Raw genomic sequence first — 25,642 nt, forward strand, 5'->3', positions numbered from 1 at the left:
TAGAGGCCGGCAGGCCCCTGGGCAAAATCAAGGAGGAGGCCGTCGCCGCGAGGCGCCGGCCGGGGGACATTTGCCGAGGGGCCGGCCGGTTGATGCGGGGCGTGACGCCCGCGGCAGGCCCAAGCGGAAACACTGGTGGATCCAAAGTACCGCTGAGGTGCTGTCGTGCTTTGGGTGAGGAACAAAAAAACCGCCACCCGGAGGCAGCGGCTCTTGGCTTCCTTTTTGGAGCACGCGCTCAGACGTGATCGGTACTGCTGGTCTCGTCGCGCTTCTCGCGCGGCGGCAGCGCCTGCTCGCCATGCACCAGGAACCACACGTTCTCGGCGATGTTGGTCGCATGGTCGCCCACGCGCTCCAGGTTCTTGGCCATGAACAGCAGGTGGGTGCACGGGGTAATGTTGCGCGGGTCTTCCATCATGTACGTCAGCAGCTCGCGGAACAGCGCGGTGTACTGCGCGTCCAGGCGGGCGTCATCGTCGCGCAGCTCCAGCGCCGCGGCGGCGTCGTTGTCGCGGTAGGCCTCGATCGCGCGGCGCACCTGCTGTGCGGCCAGCCGGCCCAGGGCGCGCAGGCCCTGGATCTGCGGCAGCGGTGGCACCTTGCTCAGCGCGATCGAGCGCTTGGCCACGTTGGCCGCGTAATCGCCAATGCGTTCGATATCGGCCGGGATGCGCAGGCCGGCCAGGATCTCGCGCAGGTCGCGTGCCATCGGCCCGCGCAGCGCAAGGCGCATCACGTCGTGGCTGATGTGCTGCTCAAGCTGATCGATGGCTTCATCGTTGGCGATGATGCGCTGGGCGGCGTTCTCGTCGCGCTTCTCGATGACGTCCATGGACGCCTCCAGCTGCGCGACCGCCATCTCGCCCATGCGCACGATCTCGGCCACCAGGCGCTGCTGTTCTTCGTCGTAGCTCTTGACGATGTGGTCGTTGGGAATGCTCATGCGGTTCTATCCAGGGTTCGTGGGCCGGAATCAGCCGAAACGGCCGGTGATGTAGTCTTCGGTCTGCTGCTTGTTGGGCTGCGAGAAGATCACTTCGGTGCGGTCGTGCTCGATCAGGTCACCCAGGTACATGAAGGCGGTGTAATCGGACACGCGCGCGGCCTGCTGCATGTTGTGGGTCACGATCACGATCGTGTAATCGTGCTTGAGCTCTTCCACCAACTGCTCGATGCGGCTGGTGGAGATCGGGTCCAGCGCGGAGGTCGGCTCGTCGAGCAGCAGCACGTCCGGGCGCAGGGCCACGGCGCGGGCGATGCACAGACGCTGCTGCTGGCCACCGGACAGGCCCAGCGCGCTCTGGTTGAGCTTGTCCTTCACTTCGTCCCACAGCGCGCCCTGGCGCAGGGCCTGCTCGACGCGATCGGTCATCTCCGATTTGGAGAGCTTCTCGTGGTGGCGGATGCCATAGGCCACGTTCTCGAAGATGGTCATCGGGAACGGCACCGGCTTCTGGAATACCATGCCGACCTTGCTGCGCAGGCGGTTCATCGGGTACTTCGGCGAGAGGATGTTCTCCCCGTCCAGCATCACTTCACCACGCGCTTCCAGCTTGGGGTACAGCGCGTAGATGCGGTTGAAGATGCGCAGCAGGGTGGACTTGCCGCAGCCGGAGGGACCGATCAGCGCGGTGACGCGCTTTTCCGGAATCTCCAGGTCGATGCCCTTCAGCGCATGGAACTTGTCGTAGTAGAAATCCAGCCCGCGTGCGGCCAGCTTGATCGGCGCCGGGGTCTGCAGGCTTTCATGCGAGGCCGGGACCACGATGCGCTGCATCGGCACGGCGTTGGAGAGATCGTTCATGGCGATGTCCGTGGAAAGGTCAGTCATGGGAGATACGGTTGCGCAGCAGGATGCCGCGCGCGGAAAGGCTGACCAGCAGCACGAAGACGGTCAGCACCAGCGCGCCGGCCCAGGCCAGCACCTGCCAGGATTCGTACGGGCTGCCGGCGAACTGGTTCATCACCACCGGCACCGAGGCCATCGGCTGGAACACGTTGCTGTTCCAGTACTGGTTGCCGAAGGCGGTGAACAGCAGCGGGGCGGTTTCACCGGAGATGCGGGCCAGCGCCAGCAGGATGCCGGTCACGATGCCGGCGGCGGCGCTGCGGTACAGCACCTGCACCGTCACCTTCCACTGCGGGATGCCCAGCGACAGCGCCGCTTCGCGCATCTGCGAAGGCACCAGGCGCAGCATTTCATCGGTGGTCCGTACCACCACCGGCAGCACGATGAAGGCCAGCGAGAGCGCACCGGCGAAGGCCGAGAACTGGCCACCGGTCTGCATCACGTACAGGGTATAGACGAACAGGCCCAGCACGATCGACGGCGCCGAGAGCAGGATGTCGTTGACGAAGCGGACCACCGTGCCGGTCTTGCGGAAGTTGCCGTACTCGGCCAGCCAGGTGCCGGCCAGCACGCCGAGCGGCGTCCCGATGGCGATGGCCAGGCCGCACATCACCGCGCTGCCGAAGAAGGCATTGGCCAGACCACCGTCCTGCATCGGCGGCGGGGTCATCTTGGTGAACAGATCCAGATTGATGCCGGCCAGGCCCTTGGAGGCCAGCGTCCACAGGATCCAGCCGAGAAAGAACAGGCCGAACAGTGCGGTCAGGCAGGACATCAGCAGCGCGACCACGTTGACGATGCGGCGGCGCAGGTACAGCGGTTGGGCATTGGCGGTGGACATCAGTTGCCCTCCTTGCGGGCCAGGCGCATCAGCATCAGGCGGGCGATCGCCAGCACCACGAAGGTCACCAGGAACAACACGAAGCCGAGCAGCAGCAGTGCCGAGCGATAGGTTTCGGTGGCTTCGCCGAAATCGTTGGCGATCAGGGCGGCAATGGTGGTGCCCGGTTCAAGCAGCGACGGCGACAGGCGCACGCTGTTGCCGATCACGAAGGCCACCGCCATGGTTTCACCCAGGGCGCGGCCGAGGCCGAGGAAGATGCCGCCGATCACCGCCGAGCGGGTGTAGGGCAGCACGATGTCCCAGCTCACTTCCCACTTGGTGGAGCCCAGCGCATAGGCCGATTCCTTCAGGCGGGTCGGCACGGTCAGGAACACCTCGCGCATTACCGAGGAGATGAAGGGGATCACCATGATCGCCAGCACGAAGCCGGCGGTGAGCACGCCGATGCCCAGCGGCGGACCCTGGAACAGCGGGCCGATGATCGGCAGCGTGCCCAGGTGATCATTGAGGAACGGAGTGACGTACTCGGTCATCACCGGGACCAGCACGAACAGGCCCCACATGCCGTAGATGATCGAGGGGATACCGGCCAGCAGTTCGATGGCGGTACCGACCGGGCCACGCAGCCAGCGCGGGGCGACCTCGGTCAGGAAGAAGGCGATACCGAAGCTCACCGGCACGGCGATGACCATCGCGATCAGGGCCGTGACCAGGGTGCCGTAGATCGGTGCGAGTGCACCGAACTTGTTCTCCACCGGATTCCATTCGGAGGAGTAGAAGAAGCTCAGGCCCTGCTCCTGCAGGGCATGGCGGCCGCCCCACAGCATCGAGAGCGCGGCGCAGGCCAGGGCGACCAGCACCAGGATGACGGTGGCGATCAGGACCCAGCGGAACAGTTTGTCGTTGCGGGCATCACGCAGGTCGCGGAGGGACGGTGCGGGAACAGGCTGGGCGATGGCATTCATGGCTGAGGCGGGGGCCCGAGTGGTGGTTCGGCAGGGTGGTGCGGCGAGGAAAGCGGGCCTGCGCTGTGCACAGGCCCGCTGTCTGGCTTACTTGAACTCGCTGGTCCAATAGGCTTCGATCTGGGTGACCAGTTCGGCCGGCAGCGGCACGTAGTGCAGTTCGTTGGCCTGGGTCTGGCCCTTCTCGAAGGCCCACTTGAAGAACGCCAGGGTGTCCTTGCTGCGCTGCGCATCCTTGGGCTGCTTGTGCATCAGCATGAAGTTGGTGGCGGTGATCGGCCACGCCTGGTCGCCCGGGGCATTGGTGATGACCAGGTTGAAGTCCTTGGCGCTGGCCCAGTCGGCGCTGGCGGCGGCAGCGGCGAAGGTTTCCGCGCTCGGCTGCACCCAGTTGCCGGCGGCGTTCTGCATCGAGGCATACGGCATGCCGTTCTGCAGCGCGTAGGCGAGTTCGACGTAGCCGATCGAGCCCTTGATCTGCTTCACGTACGACGCCACGCCTTCATTGCCCTTGCCACCCACACCGTCCGGCCACTGCACCGAGGTGCCTTCGCCGACCTTGCTCTTCCAGTCCGGGCTGACCTTGGAGAGGTAGTTGGAGAAGTTGAACGTGGTGCCCGAGCCGTCCGAACGGTGGACCAGGGTGATCTTGCCGTCGGGCAGCTTTACGCCCGGGTTGGCGGCGACGATGGCCGGGTCGTTCCAGGTCTTGACCTTGCCCAGGAATATATCGGCCAGCAGGGCGCCGCTCAGGCGCAGCTTGCCGGCTTCCAGGCCGTCGATGTTGACCACCGGCACCACGCCGCCGATGGCGGACGGGAACTGGCCGAGGCCGGCCTGGGCCAGCTCTTCGCTGCTCAGTGGCTTGTCGGAGGAACCGAAGTCAACGGTGCCGGCCTTGATCTGGGCGATGCCGCCACCCGAACCGATCGACTGGTAATTGATCTTGGCGCCGGTGGCGGTGTTGTAGTCGGCCGACCACTTGGACACCAGCGGGAAGATGAAGGACGCACCGGCGCCGGAAATCTCGGCGGTCAGGCGATCGCCAGCAGCCGGAGCAGCGGCAGGCGCGTCGGTGGCCGGCGCGGTGGCCTGGCCTTCAGCGCCCGGCTTGCAGGCGGAAAGACCCAGCGCGATGGCCAGGGAAAGGGCGGCGATGCTGGCCGTGTGCAGTTTCATGCGTCACTCCATAGCGGGACAAGGGCCGGTCTTTCCGGCGACGCGACTATGAAATGATGTTTTTGTTACAGCTTGATGACGCCGTGACCGAGCGCACGCAAAGCCTTGCGGCACAAGGGCCGGGCATTCAGCGGCAGGCAACAAAAAGGCGCGGAACCTTGCGGTCCGCGCCCGATGGCGCCGAAGGGGGAGAGAGGTCCCTCCGGCGCCATTGCCTCGTTGTGCGGTGGATCAGTACTTCAGGTTCTGCGACCAGTAGGTCTCGATCTGCTTGACCAGAGCGTCCGGCAGCGGGACGTAATCGAGCTGCTTGGCCTGCGCATCACCGCTCTTGTAGATCCAGCGGAAGAACTCCTGGGTGGCCTTGGCGTTGGCGACGTTCTTGGGCTGCTTGCGGACCAGGATGAAGTTGGTGGCGGTGATCGGCCACGCATCGGCGCCCGGGGCGTTGGTCATGACCAGGTAGAAGTCCTTCGCGCTGGCCCAGTCGGCGCTGGCCGCAGCGGCGGCGAAGGAGGTATCGCTCGGCAGCACGATCTTGCCCGAAGCGTTCTTCATCGCAGCGTAGGACATCTTGTTCTGCAGTGCGTAGGACAGTTCGACGTAGCCGATGCCGCCCTTGATCTGCTTCACGTAGGCGGCAACGCCTTCGTTGCCCTTGCCGCCGATGCCGACCGGCCACTGGACCGACGTGCCTTCACCGACCTTGGTCTTCCACTCCGGGTTGACCTTGGAGAGGTAGTTGACGAAGTTGAAGGTGGTGCCCGAACCGTCCGAGCGGTGCACGACGGTGATCTTGCCGTCGGGCAGCTTCACGCCCGGGTTCAGCGCGGCGATCGCCGGGTCGTTCCAGGTCTTGATCTTGCCCAGGAAGATGTTGCCCAGGGTCGGGCCATCCAACTTCAGCGCGCCCGGCGCGATGCCGGCCACGTTGATCACCGGGACCACGCCGCCGATGACCGACGGGAACTGGGCCAGGCCGGCCGCAGCCAGTTCTTCCGGCTTCAGCGGGGCATCGGAGGAGCCGAAATCAACGGTGGCGGCCTTGATCTGGGCGATACCACCACCGGAACCGATGGACTGGTAGTTGACCTTCTTGCCGGTCGCGGTGCTGTAGTCGGCCGACCACTTGGACATGACCGGGTAGATGAACGAGGCGCCCGCGCCGGTCACATCGGCGGCGTTGGCGGCGAACACGGACGACGCGGCGAGGACGGCAACAGCGGCGCGCGACTTGAAGGCGTGGATCACGGGGTGGCTCCTGGAATGGATGAAGGTGCGGGGTGTCCCGCCCGGTGCTCATTCCATAACGGTTCGATGACAGCGCAGCGACTGTCATATGACCACCTCGTGACACGCCTTCCGGGCGGGGTGTCACAACGGCTGCAGCGCCTCCGGGACCGCGTAGCGGCGGCCGTCGAAGCGCAGCACGCGGCGCTCGCCGTCCACCGGCGTGTCCTGGTCGCGGCAGGTGTCGCCGTCCATCCAGCTGTGCGTGGTGACCCGCCGCTCGCGCAGGATGAGGTCGGCCAAGCCGTGTTGACCTTTGGAGCCGACGGCCACGGTGCGCGTTACATCGGTGGACTCACCGGCGCAGCGGGTATCCCACTCGGCCTGGAAACGGCGCAGCACCATCGGTGGGCCGAGCGTGCGCAGCGTGTCTGCCTGCACCGCCAGCAGATGCAACTGCTCTTCGCTGAACGGATTGGGCCCGGAGCCATTGCGGCGCTGCACGCGCAGGCCGAAGGCAAGGGTGTCCGGCGCAAGCAGGTAGCGCGCGGTATCCAGCTGCATGCCGTCGAAGAAGATCGCATCGCTGTCGAGCGCGCCGGGCAGCACCGTCCATGCGCGCGTGGCGAGGGTGTCGCTATCGATCACCAGCACCTCCACGTCGCCATCGCGGGCGTCGTGGTCGCCGCCGTCGCGCCAGACCGGCGTGGCCACCAGGGTCAGCTCGGGGCGTGCCAGCCATCGCCGGCAGACGCTGGCGGCGGTGTCGCGGGTGTAGCCGGGGCGATCGGGCAGTACGTCGTCCGCCCGCACAACGTACGCTTCCTCCGCGGCGGCCTGGGCGTCGTGGCAGTCCTGCGCGTGGGCGGGCAGGGCGGCACCGCACGCGGCAGCCAGCAACAGCGAGAGTGCGATACGCATCGGGTCCAGCCATGGGCAAAGGGCGCACAGCATACCCGCGAGCGGGCACGAAAAAAGGCGCAGCCGAAGCTGCGCCTTTGTGTCACACGCGTGTTGCAGGGCTTACCAGAAGAACTGCAGGCGCGCTTCGAGGATGTTCGGGTCGTCGTTGACGAACGTGCGCGCGGTCGAGCTGTACTTCTTGCTGTCCACCATCACGTAGTTCAGCGCGAACTTGGTGTTGGAGCGCCAGTAGTAGTTCACGCCCACGGTCCAGATGTCCATCTTGCCGCCCAGCACGCCATCGACGATCGGCGGGCGACCGGCCACCGGGTTCGCCAGCAGGTTGCCGTCATTGAGGTCCATGTGGTCGTAACGCGCGCCCAGCTGCCACATGCCGCGGCCCGGCTCGTCCGGCAGGCCGGTGGTCGGGGTGCCGCCCTTGTAGCCCCAGGTCTCGCCGCTGATGTTCCACAGGCCGCTGACGTAGTAACCGTCGCTGCTGTAGTTGTCGTGCGAGTAACGCTTGGCCTTGCTGGTGTAATACTCGGCCTGGGCCTTGAACGGGCCGCCGATGTACATCGCTTCGGCACCGATCGTGCTGACGCGGTCGGTATCGACCAGATTGCCGCTGTCGACCAGGCGCGCGGTGGCCAGATCCGCATTCGGGCGGGCGCGCACACGCAGGGTGTCGGCGTCGGTGTCGTAATCGACATAGCTCAGGCCGAAGTGCAGGACCTGGCCCTTTTCATTGATCGGGGCCCAGGTGCCACGCGCGCCGTAGCCGCTGCCGTGGGCGAGGTTGCGGGTCAGTTCGCGGCCGAAGGCGCTGGCGGTGACGGACCAGTTGTTGTCGCCGATGCTGTAGGCGCCACCGAGGCGGCGGGCCACGGCATAGGTGTTGGTGACCGTGGCCTTGGAGATGAAGTCGTTGTTCTTGGTGCTGGACAGTTCTTCCAGGCTGTTGGGCTGTTTGAACTGGCCGAACTGCACGAAGTGGTTGGCGTTGCCGGCCAGCTTGTACTTCAGGTTGGTGTCCAGGAACTTGTCGGCCTTGGCGTCGTAGCCCACCACCCATTCCACATTGCCCGGGCCCTTGCCCTTGAGCACCAGCTCGGCGCGGCGCAGCTCGAATTCGCTGTTCTTGCCGTTGCCGGCGTCACCGCCATTGAGGTCGGTCACATCGTTGTCGAACCAGTTGCCGTCGGCCTGGACCAGGCCTTCGAACGTGATTTCCGAACCGCCGATCACGTCGATGGCCACTTCAGCGTGAGCGGCCGGAACGAACAGCGCAGCCGCCACGGCCGCAGTAAGAAGTTGGCGATGCAGTTTCATGGAAGGAGCCTTGCAGGCAGGTGGGAAGATGCTGCGCAGGCTAATTAGTGAAGATTGCGTAAATGTGACAGTTTCAGACAAACCGTCATCGCCCGTGTCCCAAGCGGCGTCAGAGGCTGCTATTGATGCCCGGCGCAGATGACCGCCGGGTTGCGCCCATATGGCAGTCGCGCCCCCCGTTCAGGCGGCGGTCTTTTCCTTGAAACGGCACAGGTCGCGGATCACGCATTGCGGGCAGTCCGGCTTGCGTGCCTTGCACACGTAACGGCCATGCAGGATCAGCCAGTGATGCGCATCGAGCAGGAACTCGGCCGGGATCACCTTGATCAGCAGATCCTCCACCGCACGCACATCCTTGCCCGGCGCCAGACCGGTCCGGTTGGAGACGCGGAAGATGTGCGTGTCCACCGCCATCACCGGCTCGCCGAAGGCCGTGTTGAGCACGACATTGGCAGTCTTGCGGCCGACACCGGGCAACGCCTCGAGTGCCGCACGATCACGCGGCACCTCGCCACTGTGCTGTTCCACCAACATGGCGCACGCGGCAATCACGTTCTTCGCTTTCGCGTTGTACAGGCCGATGGTGGCGATGTACTTCTTCAAGCCGTCTTCACCGAGAGCGAGAATCGCCTGCGGCGTATTGGCGACCGGGAACAGTTTGCGCGTGGCCTTGTTGACGCCGACATCGGTGGCCTGTGCCGACAATGTGACCGCCACCAGCAGCTCGAACGGCGAGCTGTACTCCAGTTCGGTCTTGGGGTGCGGGTTGAGTTCGCGCAGGCGCGTGAACATTTCGATCACGTCGGCCTTGGGCATGCGCGCGGTGCGTGCGGCGGGTTTCTTCATCGTAGCCATCAGGACGTGCGGCCCGCGGCCTTGGCCTTGGCGCGCGCGAGGATCGCAGCAGCGGCCGAGGGCAGGGCGGGTTTCTGGATCTCGGGTGTGGGGGGCGGTGCGCGGCGTGCATCGCGCTCGGCAGCGCGGCGCGCGAGCCGCTGCTGGCGCTGGCGGTAGCGCGCGCGCGCGGCCCAGGCGCGTTGCAGTTGCTGCTGTGCGTGCTGCAGCCGCTGTGGAAGATCGGGATGATCGGGACGCAGCGCTTCGTCGCCCGGCTGCGGGACGTAGTCCATCAACCCGGCCGCCAGCGCGGCATCCCATTGATCGTCGAGGACGAGTGCCAGCAGCTGCGCCGGCGAAGCGGTATCGAAAGGCGACATGGCTCAGCGGTTCTGGAACACCGGCGGCCGGCGCGCCAGGAACGCGCTGGTGCCTTCGCGCATGTCCTCGGTGGCGAACATCAGGCCGAACTGCACGCTCTCGTACTCCAGGCCCTCGCCCAGCGGGCACTCGCCGCCGATGTGGATCGCATCGAGGATGCCGCGCAGCGCGAGAGGCGCGGCCGAGGCCAACTGCGACGCGAGTGCGTCGACGCGGGCATCCAGTTCCTCGGCCGGAACCACCTCGTTGACGATACCCAGCTGCGCGGCACGTGCGGCGGTGATCGGGGCGCCCAGCAGGCACAACTCCAGCGCGGCGGCGCGGCCGCACAGGCGCAGCAGCCGCTGGCTGCCGCCGAAGCCGGGGATCAGGCCCAGATGGATCTCCGGTTGCCCCACCTTGGCGGTCTCCGCGGCCACCCGGATGTGGCAGGCCATGGCCAGCTCCAGCCCGCCGCCCAGCGCGAATCCGTTGATCTTGCCAATCACCGGCTTGGGCATGCGCTCGATCCGGCGCATCAATCCCTGGCCCAGCAACGAGAAATCACGACCCTGAACCGCGCTCAGGCCGTTCATTTCGGCGATGTCCGCGCCAGCCACGAAGGCTTTGGGGCCTGCGCCGGTCAGCACCACCACGCGTACGGCCGGGTCGGCGGCTGCCTCGGAGAACGCTGTATCAAGGGCTTCCAGGGTCGCCCGGTTGAGGGCGTTGAGTTTGTCCGGGCGGTTGACCGTCACGGTGCGCACGGCAGCATCGTCCATAATCGAGATAAGGGCGTCGGCCACGGCAGGACTCCTGAAAACGTTAAAAAAAAGTGATTGTTGAACTCTTGAAACGAAGTCAGGTCAGAGCCTGCGTCGTTAGTGGCGGTTCAACGTTGCGGCGGCTATCCTAACCCGTCGCCTCAGGGCGGCCCAACGCGTCCTGAGTTACCACCCCTGGAGAAAAGTTTGATGAAGTTGCGTTCTATCGCGGTCGCCGTCGCGGCCCTGGCCCTGACGGGCAATGCCTTCGCCCAGGACACCTCGTCCGAAAAGGGCAAGCTGAGCTATTACTTCGGTTACGACTACGGTAACAACCTGGCTGAACTCACCGCACGCGGCGAGCAGCTGGACATCAACTCGGTGGTGAAGGGCCTGCAGGATGCCTACGCCAAGAAGCAGCCGTCGATCACGGCCGAGCAGTTGAAACCCGCCGTCGAAGCCTTCCAGAAGCGTGAGCAGGGTCGTGCGCAGGCCGCCAAGGCTGAGTACGACAAGGCTGCCGCCGAGAACAAGACCAAGAGCACCCAGTTCCTGGCCGCCAACAAGGCCAAGGCCGGCGTGCAGTCGCTCCCGAGCGGCGTGCAGTACCGCGTGATCGAAGCCGGCAAGGGCGCCAAGCCGACCCAGGCCAGCACCGTGCAGCTGGAAGTGGCCGGTCCGTACCCGTTCGGCACCCGTCCGGCCGAAGCACGTCCGGCCCAGCAGATCCCGGGCATCAAGGTCAGCGAAGTCGAAATGAAGGCCATGCGTGAAGCCCTGCTGCAGATGCCGGCGGGCTCCAAGTGGGAAGTGACGCTGCCGCCGGAGCAGGCCTATGGTGCCGATCCGCGCACGCCGTTCCCGCCGAACGTTGCGGTGCAGTTCGAAATCAAGCTCGTCAGCGTCAAGTAATTTTCGCAACATCAAGAACGCGCCGGTGGCAACACCGGCGCGTTTTTTGTTTCCGTGCAATCGCGGTACTGTTGACCGGTGCAATCGATGGAAGAATCCCCGCATGCCGTGCCCTCTCCCTGCATCGGAATCTGCGCGCTGGATCGTGCCGGTGTGTGCACGGGCTGCCTGCGCACCGTGGATGAAATCACCCGCTGGCGAACCATGAGCCGACCCGAACAGCATCACGTCATGCAGCACACGCTGCCCCTGCGCGAACAACTGCGGCAATCGCTGTGCGGTTCGCTGGCCGAACACGAGCGCCTGCTGCGCGCGCTGCATCCGCTGGACCAGCCGCCGCCCGGCGATGGCTGGAACCGCAGCGAACTGATCGATCTTCTCCCGCCTGGTCCGCCGGTCGAAGCGGCCGTGCTGGCCGGCATCATTCCGCGCGAGGGCGGCGCCCAGGTGCTGCTGACCCGGCGCACCGACACGCTGCGCCATCACGGGGGCCAGGTCGGCTTCCCCGGTGGCCGCATGGAGCCGGAGGACCGCGATGCCGTCGCTGCCGCGATCCGCGAGAGCGACGAGGAAATCGCACTCAAGCACGATCAGGTGCAGGTACTGGGGTATCTGGATCCGTTCGTGACGATTACCGGCTACCGGGTCATGCCGGTAGTGGCCGTGATCGATCCTGCGTTCGTGGCCGTGCCCGAGCCGGGTGAGGTCGCCGAAGTCTTCGAAGTGCCGCTGTCCTACCTGATGGACCCGGCCAACCTGCACCACGTGGAGATCGATCACCGCGGGCGCATCCGCCACGTGCTCGAGTACGGCTGGCCCGGGCAGCGGATCTGGGGCGCGACCGCCGCCATTCTCTACAACCTGCGTCGCCGCCTGGAGCAGACCGCATGACCACGCCGTTGATCGATGTCAGCACCCTCGCACACGCCCTCCACGAAGGCGCAGCGCGCCTCATGGATGCCCGTGCGACGGCCAGTGCCGCCCCCTCGCTGCGGGTGATGGATGCGCGCTTCTCGTTGGCCGATCCGCAGTCCGGTGCGGCGTTGTATGCACAGGGCCATCTGCCCGGCGCGCTGTACGCCGATCTCAACCGGGATCTGTCCGATCTCGGCCGCACCGGTCACGGCCGTCACCCGCTGCCGGACAGCAATGCGTTCGCCGCGCGCCTGGGCGCATGGGGCATCGGGCCGCAGACCCAGGTCGTGGTCTACGACGCCGGCGACGGCAGCATGGCCGCCGCGCGGCTGTGGTGGCTGCTGCGGCTGATCGGGCATGCACAGGTACGCGTTCTCGATGGCGGATTTGCGGCGTGGCAGGCCGCTGGTCTGCCGGTCACCGCAGCGCTGCCGCAGGTGACGCCGTTGCCGCCGTACCCGGGTCAGTTCGACCGCAACCAGATCGCCTCGGTCGAGGAGGTCCAGGCGCGTCTCAAGCACGCGCCGGGCTGGCTGATCGATGCGCGGGCGGGCGAGCGTTTCCGGGGCGACGTGGAACCCTTGGATCCGGTCGCCGGCCACGTGCCCGGCGCGGTCAATCGTCCGTTCGCGTTGAACGTGCATGAAGGACGGTTGCGCCCTGCGGCGGATCTGCGCGCCGCGCTGCAGCCCTTGATCGGCACGCACGCTCCGGACGAGGTCGTGCTGATGTGCGGCTCCGGCGTGACCGCCTGCCATCTGCTGCTGGCGATGGAAGCGGCCGGGCTGGAAGGGGCGCGGATCTATGCGGATTCGTGGAGTGGCTGGGTCAGCGATGCTTCGCGTCCTGTCGCAACCGGCTGATCATCACCCACGCAGTTCCTGCAACGGCACCGCCGCCAGCACGCGTGGCCACGGGAACATCGGACCCGGATCGCGCTTGCGCGGCACCCGCCGCTCCGGATCATCGCTGGCCACTTCCTCGCGCGTATCCAGCCACTCATGCCCGGCGATATGTGCCAACGCGGGCAGCGTCCCGCACAGGTGTTGCAGCAGGTCGATCAGCGCCGCGATCTGCGCATCCGGGTAGGGCTCGTCCATCGCCTGGTGCCGCGAATCCCACCAGTGCGGGTAGCGTCCGGTGTTCACCAGTTCGATCCCGAGCGAGCGCGGGTTATAGCCACTGACCTGATGCGCGACGCGGTCCAAGGACACGTACTGCACGATGCGCCCGTCGCGGTCGATGTAGTAATGCCCGCTGTTGCCGGTGCCGCTGTCATACAGCACGCGTTCGCCGTACTCGCGTGCCATCGCCAGGTCCGGCAGTTCGGTGCAGTGGATGACCACCAGATCGATCTCGTCGTGCGTGCGGGGCAGCAGCCTGTCCTGGTAGGGCAGGGGCTGTGCATCGATGGCGGGCGGGGCGCGGTCGGGCATGCGGCGATGCTAGCATTCGGGCATGAACGCTCCTATCGATTCCCGCGCGGTATGCGCATGAGCCGCGGCCACTGCATCCTCTCCCACGGCTTTGAAAGCGGCCCGGACGCCATCAAGGTGACCGCCCTGGCCGAGGTGGCCGAGCGCCTGGGCTGGACCCACGAGCGCCCGGACTACACCGACCTGGACGCCCAGCGCGAGGTCAGCAGTCTCGGCGATGTACGTGCCCGCCTGCAGCGCCTGATCACCCTGGCCACCGCCCGTGCCGCGCAGGGCCCGGTGGTCCTGGCCGGTTCCAGCCTGGGCTCGTACATCTCGGCCATCGCCTCGCTGCAGGTGCCGGTCCAGGGCCTGTTCCTGATGGTGCCGCCGACCCGGATGGGGCCGATGCCGGCGCTGGATGCCGCCCGCGTGCCGACCAGCGTGGTGCATGCCTGGCACGACGAGCTGATCCCGCCGGCGGAGGTGATCGCCTGGGCCCAGGCCCGCTCGGCTCGCCTGCTGATGGTGGACGACGGGCACCGGCTGGCCGGCCACGTCGAGGCCTCGAGCCGGGCCTTCGAGGAACTGCTGGCCTCGCTGTAACCGGGCGTTCCAGCCCACCTCACGTACAATGGCCCCCCGGACCCCGTGCCCGGCTGCTTGCCGTGCCCGTGGGCACCCCCTCTCCGCTGACCTGCGATACCGATTCCGTGAAATTCTTTGTTTCCTGCGCCAAGGGCCTGGAGTATCTGCTCGCCGACGAACTGTTGGCGCTCGGCCTGGACAAGGCCACCGCCACCATTTCCGGTGTCAACGCCGAGGGCGAGCTGGCGCAGGCGCAGCGTGTGGTGCTGTGGTCGCGCCTGGCCAGCCGGGTGCTGTGGCCGCTGGCCGAGTTCGAGTGCCCGGACGAGGGATCGCTCTACCAGGGCGTCTCGGCGATGGCGTGGGAGCAGCACATCAGCCCCGAGCTGACCCTCTCGGTGGATGCACATGTGTCCGGCACCGAGATCACGCACGCGCGCTTCGCCGCGCAGCGGGTCAAGGACGGCGTGGTCGACAGCCTGCGCGCGCAGGGCCTGGAGCGGCCGTCGGTCAACACCGACTTCCCGGACGTGCGCATCAACCTGTCGCTGCGCAAGGGCCGGGCCACGATCTCGATCGACCTGGGCGGTGGCCCGATGCACCGCCGCGGCTGGCGGATGGCGCAGAACGATGCGCCGCTGAAGGAAAACCTCGCCGCCGCGGTGCTGCTGCGCGCCAACTGGCCGAAGATCCACAGCGAAGGCGGTGGCCTGCTCGACCCGATGTGCGGCAGCGGCACGCTGCTGATCGAAGGCGCCTTGATGGCCGCCGACGTGGCCCCGGGCCTGCAGCGCCACGGCAGCATTCCGCCGAGCCGCTGGCTGGGCTTCGACCGCGACGCCTGGAACAGCCTGATGGAAGAAGCGCGCGCCCGCGAAACCGCCGGCCGCAGCGCACTCAAGCAGGTGATCCACGGCAGCGACGTGGATCCGCACGCCATCCATGCGGCCAAGCAGAACGCCGAAACGGCCGGTGTGGGCCATGCCATCTGGTTCGGCGTGCGCGACATCACCGATGTGCAGGTCCCGCCGCAGGAGACCGGCTGCGTGGTCTGCAACCCGCCCTATGACGAGCGCTTGGCCGCCGACGCGGTGCTGTACCGCCAACTCGGCGACGCGCTCAAGCGCGCGGTGCCGCAGTGGCGCGCCAGCCTGTTGTGCGGCAGCGCCGACCTGGCCTTCGCCACCGGCCTGCGCGCCAACAAGAAGTACCAGCTGTTCAACGGCGCCATCGAGTGCGCGCTGATCGTCTGCGACCCGATCGCGGTGCCGCAGCGCGAGAACACCGGTCAGCCGCGCGAGCTCAGCGAGGGCGCGCAGATGGTGGCCAACCGCCTGCGCAAGAACATCAAGAAGTTCAAGACGTGGCGGACGCGCGAGAGCATCACCTGCTACCGCGTTTACGATGCCGATCTGCCCGAGTACGCGGCCGCCATCGATGTCTATGAAGAAGACGGCGGTGCCCGCCGCACGTTCCTGCATGTGCAGGAATACGCGGCCCCGGCGACCATTCCGGACGTGGATGTGCGTCGCCGCCGCAACGAGCTGCTCTCGGCCGCGCGCGAGGTCTTCCAGGTGCCGGCCGAGCAGGTCGCGCTGAAGTCACGCGAGCGTGGCAAGGGCGGCAGCAAGTACGGTCGTTTCGAGCAGCGCGGCGAGTTCGTGCTGGTCCGCGAGAACGATGCGCTGCTGCGTGTGAACCTGTTCGATTATCTGGACACCGGGCTGTTCCTGGACCACCGTCCGCTGCGCTGGCACATGGCGCAGGAAGCCCAGGGCAAGCGCTTCCTCAACCTGTTCTGCTACACCGGTGTCGCCTCGGTGCAGGCCGCCGTGGCCGGTGCCGCGACCACCACCAGCGTGGATCTGTCCGGCACCTATCTGCAGTGGTGCGCCGACAATCTCGCCTTGAACGGCAAGGGCGGCAGCCAGCACCAGCTGATCCAGGCCGATGCGCTGGCGTGGCTGGAAGCCGAACGTCACCGCTTCGACGTGATCTTCTGCGATCCGCCGACGTTCTCCAACTCCGCCCGCGCCGATGATTTCGACATCCAGCGCGAACACGTGCGCCTGCTGCGCGCGGCCGTGGCGCGCTTGAGCCCGGAAGGCGTGCTGTATTTCTCCAACAACTTCCGCCGCTTCAAGCTGGACGACGAAGCGATCAAGGAATTCGCGGCGTGCAAGGAGATTTCGCCCGAGACCATCGGGGCGGACTTCGAGCGCAACCCGCGCATCCATCGCGCGTGGGAACTGCGCCGCTACGGCGCCTGACGGACCGGGGGGCTGACATGGACGCCAGCCCGCTTCACGCCGAGGGACTGCTGCTGCGTCCGTTCGAGGCTTCCGATGCCGCCCCCTTTGCGGCGGCGGTGCGCGAATCGGCCGAGGGCATGCGGCGCTGGATGCCGTGGAGCGCGGTCGACTACCGCGCCGAGCAGGCGCTGCAGTGGTTCCAGGCCTGCCGCGATGGCTGGGCGGCAGGCACCGCCTGCGAATACGGAATCTTCGACCAGGACACGGCCGCCTTCGTCGGCGGCGCGGGATTGAACAAGATCCAGCACGACCCCCGGTTCTGCAACCTGGGCTACTGGGTGCGGCAGTCGTGCCGTGGCCAGGGCGTGGCGCCCCGCGTCGTGCAGGCGCTGGCTGCCCAGGCATTCGGGCCGCTGGGCCTGCATCGGGTGGAGATCGTCGTGGCCGTGGGCAACCTGGCCAGCGAACGGGTGGCGGTAAAGGCCGGCGCCCTGCGCGAGGGCGTGGCGCGCAACCGATTGGTCATCGACGACCGGCCTGCCGCCGCGCACATGTTCTCACTGGTGCCCTGATCGGCGATCGCGATGCGGCTGCGTGGCTGCTCCCTCAGCGCGCGACCAGCGCCACCGCCAGCCCCACCACCGGCAACGCGCATGCCAGCGGCGCGATCCAGCGCGGGCGGTACGGGTACAGCCCGAACGCGATCACCACCCCGCTGATCGTCAGCGCGCCCAGCCACAGCACCGGGCCGATCGCCCAGCCGTGGTCCATCACGCACAGCGCGAACGTGACGGCCAGCAACGTCCACCCCACCCAGCGCCACACCCGCATGCGCGATGCGCTGGCGCCGGCTTTGCCGTGCAGGTCCAGCTGGTGCTTGTCCATGGCCAGCGACAACGCCGTGAACGCGGAGAAGGTCAGCGTGATTGCGAGCAGCATCATGCCGTCGCCCGCGCAGCAGCGGCCTGCTGGCGGCGCTTCTTCTCGGCCGCGCTCAGTGGTGGCTGCCAGCGCTGCATGCGATGGCCGCAGTAGGCCAGCATCGCGCCGAACGCGAGCATGGTCAGATCGAACCCGGCCAGGACCCAGTCACCGCTGCGCAGGGTGACGCCCAGATGCGCATGCGTGGTGAGTGCGTTGACCACCGGAATCAACGCAAACAGCGCGCCGCCCAGGTACAGCTGCCAGGTCCACATCCTCCGTTTGGGCCAGAGGAAACCGGCCAGCAATGCGGCGGCCCATGCATAGAAGAACGCATTGACCTCGGCGTTGGCGCGCTCGGCCATCTGGACCGGCAGCAGACGATTGGCCAGGAAATAGGTGGCGAACGCGATCGGCAGGCCAGCCACCGCGCCGATGTTGAGCGCATCGACCAGGCGCAGGCCGAACCCGGTCTTGCCGGACTTGGCGTGCTTGGGCCGTTCCTTCACCGCCCACAGCACCACGCCGCTGGCGACCATCAGGCAGCCGATCAGGCCGGACAGGAAGAACAGCGCACGCAGGCCCCAATCGGCGAAGCGCGCCAGGTGCAGGCCGTACATCACGCCGCGGGTCTGGGTGGCGCCGCCCGAGGCCGGGCTGGCCTCGAGCAACTGGCCGGTGATCGCGTTGAAGCGCAGCGACGGTGTATCCACCGACAGGCGCTTTCCATCGCGCTGGGTGATATCCACGATCGCATTCGCCGCCCCCGGGTGGTACAGGGTGAAGCCGGCCACATCCGCACCCTTCCATTCGGCGCGGGCGCTGTCCAGCAACTGCTGGATCGGCAGCGGCGTGGCGCGTCCTTCGGCCGGGGTCTCGATCTCGGCCAGACGCGCGAAGGCCTCGCTGAAGAACGCCTCCTCATCCTTGGGGTAGGCCACGCTCACGCCCCATGGCAGGTACATGAACATCAAGGTGACGATGCCGGTGTAGGTGATCATCGCGTGGTACGGCAGCGCCATCACCGCGCTGACGTTGTGGAAGTCCAGCCACGACCGCAGGCCCTTCTCCGGGCGGAAGGTGAAGAAGTCCTTGAAGATCTTCTTGTGCGTGATCACGCCGGTGATGATCGCCACCAGCATGAACATCGCGCAGAAGCCGACCAGATAACGCGCCCAGTACACCGGGATGTAGTGTAGGTCGAAATGCAGGCGGTAGAAGAAGTCGCCACCGCGGGTTTCGCGTGCGGCGATCTCCTCGCCGGTGTTCGGATCGACGGTGGCATCGCCGAAGCGGCCACCGCCGCGCCGGCGGCGCTCGCCTTCCACCGGCGGCTTGACCATCGATTCGGGATTGCGCCAGAACATGCGCATCGCCGGGTTGCGCGGGTCGGGCAGGGTGACGTTCCAGCTCTCGGCCTGTGGGGCCTTGTGCTGCAGGAAGGTCAGGGCGCGCTCGGCGGCGACGTCGGCGGTGACGCTGCTGCGCGGCAGCTCCGGGCGCATCCAGCGGCTGATTTCCTCGCGGTAATAGCTGGCCGTTCCGGCCATGAAGATCAGCAGCAGCAGCCAGCCGACCAGCAGGCCGGTCCAGGTGTGCAGCCAGGCCATCGATTGGCGGAATCCGTTCTTCATGCGGCCCCCTGAAGCAGGCGGGTGCCCACCCAGAACAGCAGCGTGGGAATCAGGATGCCCACCCAGGCGCGCAGGGCGGTGCGGGTAGCGAACGCCCACAATGCCGCGCAGGCGCACAGCACGATCGCCACCAGCATGCCGGTCAGCACGGCTTGCCCGCGTGCGATCGGCAGCGCGACCGCGAAGAACATCGAGCAGGTCGCGGCCAGCGCGTAGCCGCCGAAGATCGCGGCGAGCGAACGTGACAGGACACCCAGCCAGGGGCGGGTGAAGAGGGAACCAAGACGGTTGAACCTGGCGCTGGCGTGCGGCGTGCTGTCCACGGAAACCTGCTGATCAATCGGGGAAACGGGCATCACCGGCCGCAGCCGGTGATGAAGGATAGTGGCCATCCGTGGCCGTGTTCACTGCGCGTCGCAGTGGTCCCTTGGAGCCTGTGTCAGAGCTTCCAGCGCAGGTTCAACATCACGTTGCGCGGTTCGCCCCAGTACACGCCGTTGTAGAAACCGACGTTGCTGTAGTACTTCTTGTCGAGCAGGTTGTTGACGTTGAGCTGCGCGGAGAAGGTGTCGTTGAAGCGGTAGCCGGCGAACACATTCACCAGGTAGAACGCATCCTGGGTGATGAACGCCGATTCGGTACGGCCGCTGGTCGCGTAATCCGCGCGCGGCTTGGTGCTGGTGCGGTAGATCCGGCTCTGCCAGGTCACCCCGCCGCCCAGCGAGAGGCGGTTCCATTCACCGCTCGGGCGCCAGCTGGTGTTGAGGCGGAACGTGTCCACCGGGTTGGTGGTGTTCTGCGCCACGCCGGCCTGGTTGCGGATGGTGGTGTGCGCGAAACCGGCCGAGAGGTTCCAGTTCTCGGTCAGGCTACCCTGGGCTTCCAGTTCCCAGCCCTTGACCTTGTTGCCCTTGCCGGTGGACCGGTAGGCACTGCCGCCATCGGGCAGCGAGGCGGCCGGTACCGAATCGTCGAGCTCGGCCACATTGTCCTTCTCGCCCTTGAACACCGCGGCGGAGGTGTTCAGGCGGCCACCGAAGAATTCCCCCTTCAGACCGGCCTCCCACATGTCGCCGACCACCGGCTCCAGGTAATCGTTGTTCTTGTCGCGGTAGTCCTGCGGCTGGAAGATGTCGGTGTAGCTGGCGTAGGCGCTGAACTGCCTGCTGAAATCGTAGACCAGGCCGAAATAAGGGGTCAGCGAATCGTCCGGCTTGTAGCCGCCGCGGGTAGTACCGGTGCGGTTGCCGGCCGCATCGTTGGTATAGCGCCAGCTGCGGGTTTCCCAGCTGCCATAGCGCGCGCCGAGCACGGCCAGCAACGGATCGGCCAGCTGCAGGCGGGCGGCCACGTAGGCAGCCTTCTGCGTCAACTCGTTCTCCGAGGCCAGCCAGTCATGCCGGGTGAGCGGCAACGGGGCGACATCCCCGGTCCAGGTGCGCCAGTCCGGTACCACGTCGTAGCCCGGCGGCTGCGTGAATTCCGAGGCAGGCGATTCGCCCTTGCGAACCGACTGGCCGACGCCGAACACCAGTTCATGCTCGCGGCCGAACAGCTGGAACGGGCCGCTGGCGTTGAGGTCGAACACGTTCATTTCGCTGCGTTCGGCGAAATGCGAGAGGTAGGCGCGCACACCGGTGCCATCCGGCGCGGGATAGCCCTGCGCGCCATACCAGACGTCGCCATCGGTGTTGCGCTTGGCCTGGGTCGCGCTGGCCTTCAGCGACCAGCCGTTGCCGAGCTGCTGCTCCAGGCGCACGAAGGTGGTCTTCTCCACGATCGGCCAGCTGCTCCAGCGTGCCGAGAGGTTGGTCGAGCGCGGCAGGTTGGCCGGCTTTCCGTCCGGACCCCAGTACGGCACCACGCCCCAGGTCACGCCCTTGGTTTCCGGCGACTGGTAGTCATAGCCGACTTCGAACAGGGTGCTGTCGGTCAGGTCGGCCTGCACGATGCCGTAGAACACGTCCTTGTCCAGACGGTACACATCGCGGAAGGAATCGCTCTGCTGCTTGGCGGCGACGAAGCGCGCACGCACGCGGCCGTCCAGCGCGACCGGGCCGCCGATGTCCGCTTCCAGGCGCTGGTTGCCCCAGCGGCCCAGGGTCAGCCCGGCGCTCATCGCCATCTCCTGGGTCGGGCGCTTGCGGACCATGTTGATGGTGCCCGACGGGTCACCGGCACCGGTGGTCAGGCCGGTCGCGCCGCGGACCACTTCGATGCGCTCGTAGATCGCGCTGTCGGTGTTGGTCTTGAGCGAGCCACCAAACGTGTTGAGCATCCCGTCGATCTGGAAATTGGTGATGCTGTAGCCACGCGAGATGTAGTTGATGCGCTCCGAATCGGTGACCGATACATGCACGCCGGTGACCTGGCCCATCACATCGGACAGCGCGTACAGGCCCATGTCGTCCAGGCGCTGGCGGGTCAGCACGGTGACCGACTGCGGCGTGTGGCGCAGCGACAGGTTCAACTTGGTGGCGGTGCTGGCCTGCTTGACCGTGTAGGCGTTCGGGATCTCCCCGTCGGCGGTCACCTTGATCGTGTCCAGGGTGGTCGCATCGCCAGGTTCGGCCTCGGCGAACGCCGGCAGCGCCGGGCCGGCGAGGGCAGCAACGAGCGCGATCGCCAACAGCGATGGCCGGGACAAAGGTGAAGCGGACGAGCAGGGCATGGCAACACTTCCAGTGTGGGAGAACGTCAGCGCGCCACGCACAGCGGCGCTGCCGAAGGCAGCAGGGCAGGCAAGGCAGCGGATCAGGGGGTGTACACGGGGCGTTGCGCGGGGAAGGCGTGGTGCATCCGGGCGCCGGTTGGCTAGGCGTACAGCCGATCAGTGAATGATAGTCATTATCATTTCGTTAGACAAGCGTTATGCCGCTGTCGAAGCCATGCAAGGCCGTGCGCTGGCGTATGTGTGGCGGCCCGCAGCCACCGTCGCCTGCGTGTCACTGCCGGGCAACATCGCGTCAACAGACTGTGAGGATGTCGTGACACTCGGTCACGCCCATCCCCACCTGTTCGTTTGCGGAGTCGTCAGTGAATCGTTGTGTGCTTGCTGTAGCGGTGTTGTCAGTCCTTACCTTCGCCACGGCCGCCGATGCGCGCGCCGAGGCCGCCCCGGCAGGGACTGCCGCGGCCCCCGCCACCCTGGACACGATGATCGTCACCGGCACGCGCGGCAGCAACCGCACGCAGTTCGATACGCTGGCCCCGGTGGACGTGTTCTCGCAGGAAGAGATCCAGGCGATCGAGTCCTCCGACCTCAACGACGTGCTGGCCCAGTTGGTGCCGTCGTTCGTGGTCCAGCGCATGCCGATGAACGACGGGCTGGTGTTCGTGCGGCCGGCCACGCTGCGCGGCCTTTCGCCGGACCAGACCCTGGTGCTGGTCAACGGCCGCCGCTTCCATCGCTCGGCGCTGCTGGGCGCGCGCGGCGCGCAGGGGCCGGACCTGGCCCAGATTCCGGTGCACGCCATCCAGCGCATCGAAGTGCTGCGCGATGGCGCGTCGGCGCAGTACGGCTCGGACGCCATCGCCGGGGTGATCAACATCATTCTGGATGACCGCGTCGGCGGGGAGCTGTCGCTGGGTCTGTCCGAATACAGCGAAGGCGATGGGACCGGTCGCAAGATCGGCGGCCGCCACGGGTTCGCGCTGGGTGACAAGGGCAGCCTGTCGCTGTTCGCCGACTGGGACAGATCCGATGCGACCTCGCGCAGCCGCCAGCGCGCCGATGCGATCGCCTTCCAGAACGCCCACCCGGATCTGGTCGTGCCCGATCCGGTGCAGCGCTGGGGCCAGCCGGACCTGGAAAACCGCCATTTCGGCTTCAACCTCAACCTGGCCTTGAACGACAGCGTCGATCTCTACGGCTTCGGTCTGTACGGGCACAGCGAGGGCGTCAGTGATTTCAACTGGCGCAATCCCGATGGCACTGCCTCGGTCTACAACCGCAGCCGTGTGTTCCCCGGTTGGGATGCGCGCAGCCTGTACCCGACCGGCTTCAGCCCGAAATACGGCAACGAACAGGACGACCTTCAGGGCGTACTCGGTCTGCGCGGCTACTGGGGCGAACGCTGGCGCTGGGATGTGAGCGGCTCCTACGGGCGCAACCGCATCGACTACACGCTGGGCAACTCGATCAATGCCTCGCTCGGCCCGGACAGCCCCACCTCGTTCTACCTCGGCCGCCTCTCGCAGGAAGAGAAGAACCTCAACGCGGATATCGTCTATTCGCTGCCGGTCAGCGCGCTGGCCGCACCGATCAACATCGCCTTCGGCGCCGAGACGCGCGAGGAAACCTACGGGGTGGATGCCGGTGATCCGGCGTCGTATGCGATCGGCCCGGGGGCGGTGACCGGGCTGGCCGGGGGCGCCAACGGTGCGCCGGGCTTCAGCGCGGCCAATGCCGGCCGCTGGAGCCAGCGCAGCCGCGCGGCCTACATCGATGTCGAAGCACCGTTGACCGCCCGCTGGACCGTCGGCGCGGCGACCCGTTACGAGCACTTCTCCGCCTTCGGTGAAAGCCTGGACGGCAAGCTCTCCAGCCGCTTCGAGTTCACCCCGGACCTGGCTGTGCGCGGTTCGCTTTCCACCGGCTTCCGTGCGCCCACGCCGGGCCAGCTCTACACGCAGAGCACCCAGCAGGGCCTGGACACCGTGACCCTGCAGGTGTTCACCACCGGCCGCCTCTCGCCCAGCGATCCGCTGGCGATCCAGCTCGGTGCCCAACCGCTCAAGCCGGAGCAGTCGCGCACCGCCTCGCTCGGGCTGACCTGGAAGAACGAGCTGGGCTTCTCCGGCTCGGTGGACCTGTACGACATCAAAGTCACCGATCGTTTCAGCCAGTCGGCCTCGTTCGCAGTGCCGGCCGGCGTGCCCAATCCGCTGGCGTACACCTCGGTGAGCTTCTACACCAACGATTTCGACACCACCACGCGCGGTGTCGACGTGGTCGCCAGCCACGCCACCGCGCTCGGCGCGGGCCGGCTGAGTACCACGCTGGGCTACAACTACAACCAGACCCAGGTCGACAGTGGTGCCACCGGCGTGGCCACCAATGAAAGCCAGCGCCGCATCTTCGAAGAGCGTCTGCCGCGGCAGAAGGCCACGCTCAGCAGCACGTATGCGTGGGGCCGCTTCAGCGTGCTCGGCAAGCTGCGATACTACGGGGCATGGACGGACTCTTCGGGCAATGCCACCGGCGACATCTTCCAGCGCTTCGGGGCGATGAGCTTCGTCGATCTGGCGGTGAGCTGGAATGTCACCGAGCAGCAGACGCTGCGGATCGGCGCGGACAACCTGTTCAACCGCTATCCGGACGAAGCCAGCTTCCAGGCCAGCCGTGGCCTGATCTACTCGCGGAACGCGCCGTATGACACCGACGGGCGCAACCTCTACGCCGAATACCGGATCCGTTACTGATGGACCGGCAACGACGACACCTGCTGCGTGGCGCACTGGCCCTGCCAGTCGCTGCGGCACTGACCGGTGCGACTGCCATGGGCGCTGAGCCGATGACGCTGCCGGCAGTGGGCACGCGCACGCCGGCCGAGCTGGCCGCCGACGAAACCTGGTGGGCCCAGGTGCGCGCGCTGTACGACCTCACCGACGAGGTCGTGATGCTGGACAACGGCTACTGGGGCGCAATGGCGCGCCCGGTGCTGCAGGCCTACCAGCAGGCCACCGCCACGGTGAATGCCGGTAACGCCTGGTTCGGGCGGCTCGCGTTTCCACCGCTGTTTGAACAGGCGCGCGTGCGCCTGGCACAGGTGCTGGGCGTGGAGACCGACGAGATCGTGCTCACCCGCGGTGCGACCGAGGCGATGCAGGTGTTGATCGGCAGCTACCGCAGGCTGTCGCCGGGCGATGCGGTGATGTACGCCGACACCGACTACGACAGCATGATCAGCGCGATGCAGTGGCTGCAGGCGCGGCGCGGCGTGCAGCCGGTGGCGATCACGCTGCCCGAGCCGTTCGACCACGACAGCATCGTGGAGACCTACCGCCGCGCGCTGACCGCCAACCCGCGCGTGCGCCTGCTGCTGCTGACTCACGTCAATCACCGCAACGGCATGCTGCTGCCGGTGGCCGAGATCGCCGCGCTGGCCAGGGCGGCCGGCGTGGAGGTGGTACTCGACGCCGCGCACGGCATTGGCCAGGTGGACACGCCGCTGCGCGCGTTGGGCGTGGATTTCATCGGGATCAACCTGCACAAGTGGATCGGCGCGCCGGTCGGTGTCGGGGCGGTATATGTCCGCCGCGGGCGGGTGCGTGACCTGGATCCGTACATGGGGGAGCAGGACCACGACGACATCCGCACCCGCGTGCACACCGGCACGGTCAATTTCGCCGCTTACATGGCGCTGCCGGCCGCACTGGACCTGCACGAGCGCATCGGCGTGGCCAACAAGCGGGCGCGCCTGCTGCGCCTGCGCAATCAGTGGATGGACGCGTTGCGCGGCGACGCGCGCATCCAGCTGCTCGGCTCGGACGACCCGCGCCTGTCCAGTGCGATCACCTCGTTCCGGCTGCGTGGGCAGACCACGATGCGCGACAACACGGCCACCTCGCAGCGGATGGTGAAGCAGTCCGGCGTGTTCGTGGTGCCGCGCGAAGGGCTGGCCTCGGGCGCCTGCCTGCGGGTGACGCCAGGCATCTTCAGTACGCCGGCGCAGATGGACGCACTGGTGGCGGCCGTACGCGCGGTCGCGGGCTGACGTACCCAACGACGCTGGCG

The 25,642-nt window shown here is 67.0% G+C and carries 24 protein-coding genes; 8 read left to right on the plus strand and 16 right to left on the minus strand.

Annotation, left to right across the window (positions count from 1 at the left end; all coding sequences use genetic code 11):
- Positions 1–238: 238 nt before the first annotated feature.
- The 11 genes from phoU to AC06E9_RS11185 form a co-directional block, all read right to left on the minus strand.
- On the minus strand, positions 239–946 hold the full coding sequence (gene phoU, locus AC06E9_RS11135) for a phosphate signaling complex protein PhoU (protein ID WP_070471813.1): 708 nt from the start codon (positions 944–946) through the stop codon (positions 239–241).
- A 30-nt stretch (positions 947–976) separates the two neighbouring features.
- The gene (gene pstB / locus AC06E9_RS11140; RefSeq protein WP_070471812.1) at positions 977–1,807 is read right to left on the minus strand and encodes a phosphate ABC transporter ATP-binding protein PstB; all 831 of its coding nucleotides are present in this window, start codon (positions 1,805–1,807) and stop codon (positions 977–979) included.
- Positions 1,808–1,826: 19 nt separating this feature from the next.
- Complete coding sequence (gene pstA, locus AC06E9_RS11145) at positions 1,827–2,693, minus strand: phosphate ABC transporter permease PstA (RefSeq protein ID WP_121041559.1); 867 nt, start codon at positions 2,691–2,693, stop codon at positions 1,827–1,829.
- Entirely contained in the window at positions 2,693–3,661 is a 969-nt protein-coding gene (pstC, locus tag AC06E9_RS11150) for a phosphate ABC transporter permease subunit PstC (RefSeq protein ID WP_121041561.1), read from the minus strand. The genes pstA and pstC overlap by 1 nt, the downstream gene beginning before the upstream one ends.
- Positions 3,662–3,748: 87 nt before the next feature.
- Positions 3,749–4,840 carry a phosphate ABC transporter substrate-binding protein PstS gene (gene pstS, locus AC06E9_RS11155; RefSeq protein WP_121041563.1) on the minus strand — a complete coding sequence of 364 codons (1,092 nt, stop codon included), beginning with the start codon at positions 4,838–4,840 and terminating at the stop codon, positions 3,749–3,751.
- Between the two features lie 231 nt (positions 4,841–5,071).
- Entirely contained in the window at positions 5,072–6,091 is a 1,020-nt protein-coding gene (gene pstS / locus AC06E9_RS11160) for a phosphate ABC transporter substrate-binding protein PstS (RefSeq protein WP_121041565.1), read from the minus strand.
- Positions 6,092–6,214: 123 nt separating this feature from the next.
- Positions 6,215–6,991 carry a PA3715 family protein gene (locus AC06E9_RS11165; RefSeq protein ID WP_478056056.1) on the minus strand — a complete coding sequence of 259 codons (777 nt, stop codon included), beginning with the start codon at positions 6,989–6,991 and terminating at the stop codon, positions 6,215–6,217.
- Between the two features lie 102 nt (positions 6,992–7,093).
- Complete coding sequence (locus tag AC06E9_RS11170) at positions 7,094–8,305, minus strand: OprO/OprP family phosphate-selective porin (protein WP_121041569.1); 1,212 nt, start codon at positions 8,303–8,305, stop codon at positions 7,094–7,096.
- A gap of 180 nt (positions 8,306–8,485) precedes the next feature.
- The gene (gene nth, locus AC06E9_RS11175; RefSeq protein ID WP_461770887.1) at positions 8,486–9,160 is read right to left on the minus strand and encodes an endonuclease III; all 675 of its coding nucleotides are present in this window, start codon (positions 9,158–9,160) and stop codon (positions 8,486–8,488) included.
- A complete protein-coding gene (locus AC06E9_RS11180) occupies positions 9,160–9,522 on the minus strand; it encodes a hypothetical protein (RefSeq protein ID WP_478056057.1) in 363 nt (120 codons plus the stop codon). Before AC06E9_RS11180 ends, nth begins: the two co-directional genes overlap by 1 nt.
- 3 nt (positions 9,523–9,525) lie before the next feature.
- Positions 9,526–10,284: an enoyl-CoA hydratase/isomerase family protein gene (locus tag AC06E9_RS11185; protein ID WP_428999819.1), complete on the minus strand. Its 759-nt coding sequence runs from the start codon at positions 10,282–10,284 to the stop codon at positions 9,526–9,528.
- A gap of 192 nt (positions 10,285–10,476) precedes the next feature.
- Here AC06E9_RS11185 and AC06E9_RS11190 point away from each other — a divergent pair, with 192 nt between their 5' ends.
- The 3 genes from AC06E9_RS11190 to AC06E9_RS11200 all read left to right on the plus strand — a co-directional run bounded on the left by AC06E9_RS11190 (position 10,477) and on the right by AC06E9_RS11200 (position 12,956).
- Positions 10,477–11,178 (plus strand): FKBP-type peptidyl-prolyl cis-trans isomerase N-terminal domain-containing protein, encoded by a 702-nt coding sequence (locus tag AC06E9_RS11190; protein WP_176989918.1) that lies wholly within the window; start codon positions 10,477–10,479, stop codon positions 11,176–11,178.
- 87 nt (positions 11,179–11,265) lie between these two features.
- Entirely contained in the window at positions 11,266–12,069 is an 804-nt protein-coding gene (locus tag AC06E9_RS11195) for a CoA pyrophosphatase (protein ID WP_478056058.1), read from the plus strand.
- Complete coding sequence (locus AC06E9_RS11200) at positions 12,066–12,956, plus strand: sulfurtransferase (protein ID WP_478056059.1); 891 nt, start codon at positions 12,066–12,068, stop codon at positions 12,954–12,956. Before AC06E9_RS11195 ends, AC06E9_RS11200 begins: the two co-directional genes overlap by 4 nt.
- Before the next feature lie 3 nt (positions 12,957–12,959).
- Here AC06E9_RS11200 and AC06E9_RS11205 read toward each other — a convergent pair whose 3' ends face one another.
- Positions 12,960–13,529 (minus strand): N-acetylmuramoyl-L-alanine amidase, encoded by a 570-nt coding sequence (locus tag AC06E9_RS11205; RefSeq protein ID WP_461770889.1) that lies wholly within the window; start codon positions 13,527–13,529, stop codon positions 12,960–12,962.
- A 57-nt stretch (positions 13,530–13,586) separates the two neighbouring features.
- On the opposite strand from AC06E9_RS11205, the gene AC06E9_RS11210 reads away from it, so the two are divergent.
- The 3 genes from AC06E9_RS11210 (at position 13,587) to AC06E9_RS11220 (ending at position 16,920) form a co-directional block, all read left to right on the plus strand.
- Positions 13,587–14,114 (plus strand): alpha/beta hydrolase, encoded by a 528-nt coding sequence (locus AC06E9_RS11210; RefSeq protein ID WP_121042197.1) that lies wholly within the window; start codon positions 13,587–13,589, stop codon positions 14,112–14,114.
- Between the two features lie 107 nt (positions 14,115–14,221).
- Positions 14,222–16,366 carry a bifunctional 23S rRNA (guanine(2069)-N(7))-methyltransferase RlmK/23S rRNA (guanine(2445)-N(2))-methyltransferase RlmL gene (gene rlmKL / locus AC06E9_RS11215; RefSeq protein ID WP_121042199.1) on the plus strand — a complete coding sequence of 715 codons (2,145 nt, stop codon included), beginning with the start codon at positions 14,222–14,224 and terminating at the stop codon, positions 16,364–16,366.
- A gap of 17 nt (positions 16,367–16,383) precedes the next feature.
- Entirely contained in the window at positions 16,384–16,920 is a 537-nt protein-coding gene (locus tag AC06E9_RS11220; RefSeq protein ID WP_478049899.1) for a GNAT family N-acetyltransferase, read from the plus strand.
- A 34-nt stretch (positions 16,921–16,954) separates the two neighbouring features.
- Here the strand turns inward: AC06E9_RS11220 and AC06E9_RS11225 are convergent, their stop codons facing one another.
- The 4 genes from AC06E9_RS11225 to AC06E9_RS11240 all read right to left on the minus strand — a co-directional run bounded on the left by AC06E9_RS11225 (position 16,955) and on the right by AC06E9_RS11240 (position 21,574).
- Positions 16,955–17,290 (minus strand): DUF3325 domain-containing protein, encoded by a 336-nt coding sequence (locus AC06E9_RS11225; RefSeq protein WP_478049898.1) that lies wholly within the window; start codon positions 17,288–17,290, stop codon positions 16,955–16,957.
- Positions 17,287–18,903, minus strand: coding sequence for a PepSY-associated TM helix domain-containing protein (locus AC06E9_RS11230; protein ID WP_478056060.1), 1,617 nt, complete (start codon positions 18,901–18,903; stop codon positions 17,287–17,289). The genes AC06E9_RS11225 and AC06E9_RS11230 overlap by 4 nt, the downstream gene beginning before the upstream one ends.
- Entirely contained in the window at positions 18,900–19,259 is a 360-nt protein-coding gene (locus AC06E9_RS11235; protein ID WP_259462166.1) for a DUF3649 domain-containing protein, read from the minus strand. Before AC06E9_RS11235 ends, AC06E9_RS11230 begins: the two co-directional genes overlap by 4 nt.
- Positions 19,260–19,342: 83 nt before the next feature.
- On the minus strand, positions 19,343–21,574 hold the full coding sequence (locus tag AC06E9_RS11240; RefSeq protein ID WP_282262563.1) for a TonB-dependent siderophore receptor: 2,232 nt from the start codon (positions 21,572–21,574) through the stop codon (positions 19,343–19,345).
- A 392-nt stretch (positions 21,575–21,966) separates the two neighbouring features.
- Here AC06E9_RS11240 and AC06E9_RS11245 point away from each other — a divergent pair, with 392 nt between their 5' ends.
- The gene (locus AC06E9_RS11245; protein ID WP_282262564.1) at positions 21,967–24,327 is read left to right on the plus strand and encodes a TonB-dependent receptor plug domain-containing protein; all 2,361 of its coding nucleotides are present in this window, start codon (positions 21,967–21,969) and stop codon (positions 24,325–24,327) included.
- Complete coding sequence (locus AC06E9_RS11250; protein WP_282262565.1) at positions 24,327–25,622, plus strand: aminotransferase class V-fold PLP-dependent enzyme; 1,296 nt, start codon at positions 24,327–24,329, stop codon at positions 25,620–25,622. Before AC06E9_RS11245 ends, AC06E9_RS11250 begins: the two co-directional genes overlap by 1 nt.
- Positions 25,623–25,642: the final 20 nt, after the last annotated feature.

This window comes from Stenotrophomonas sp. Steno-Z10-BAI (assembly GCF_056393115.1).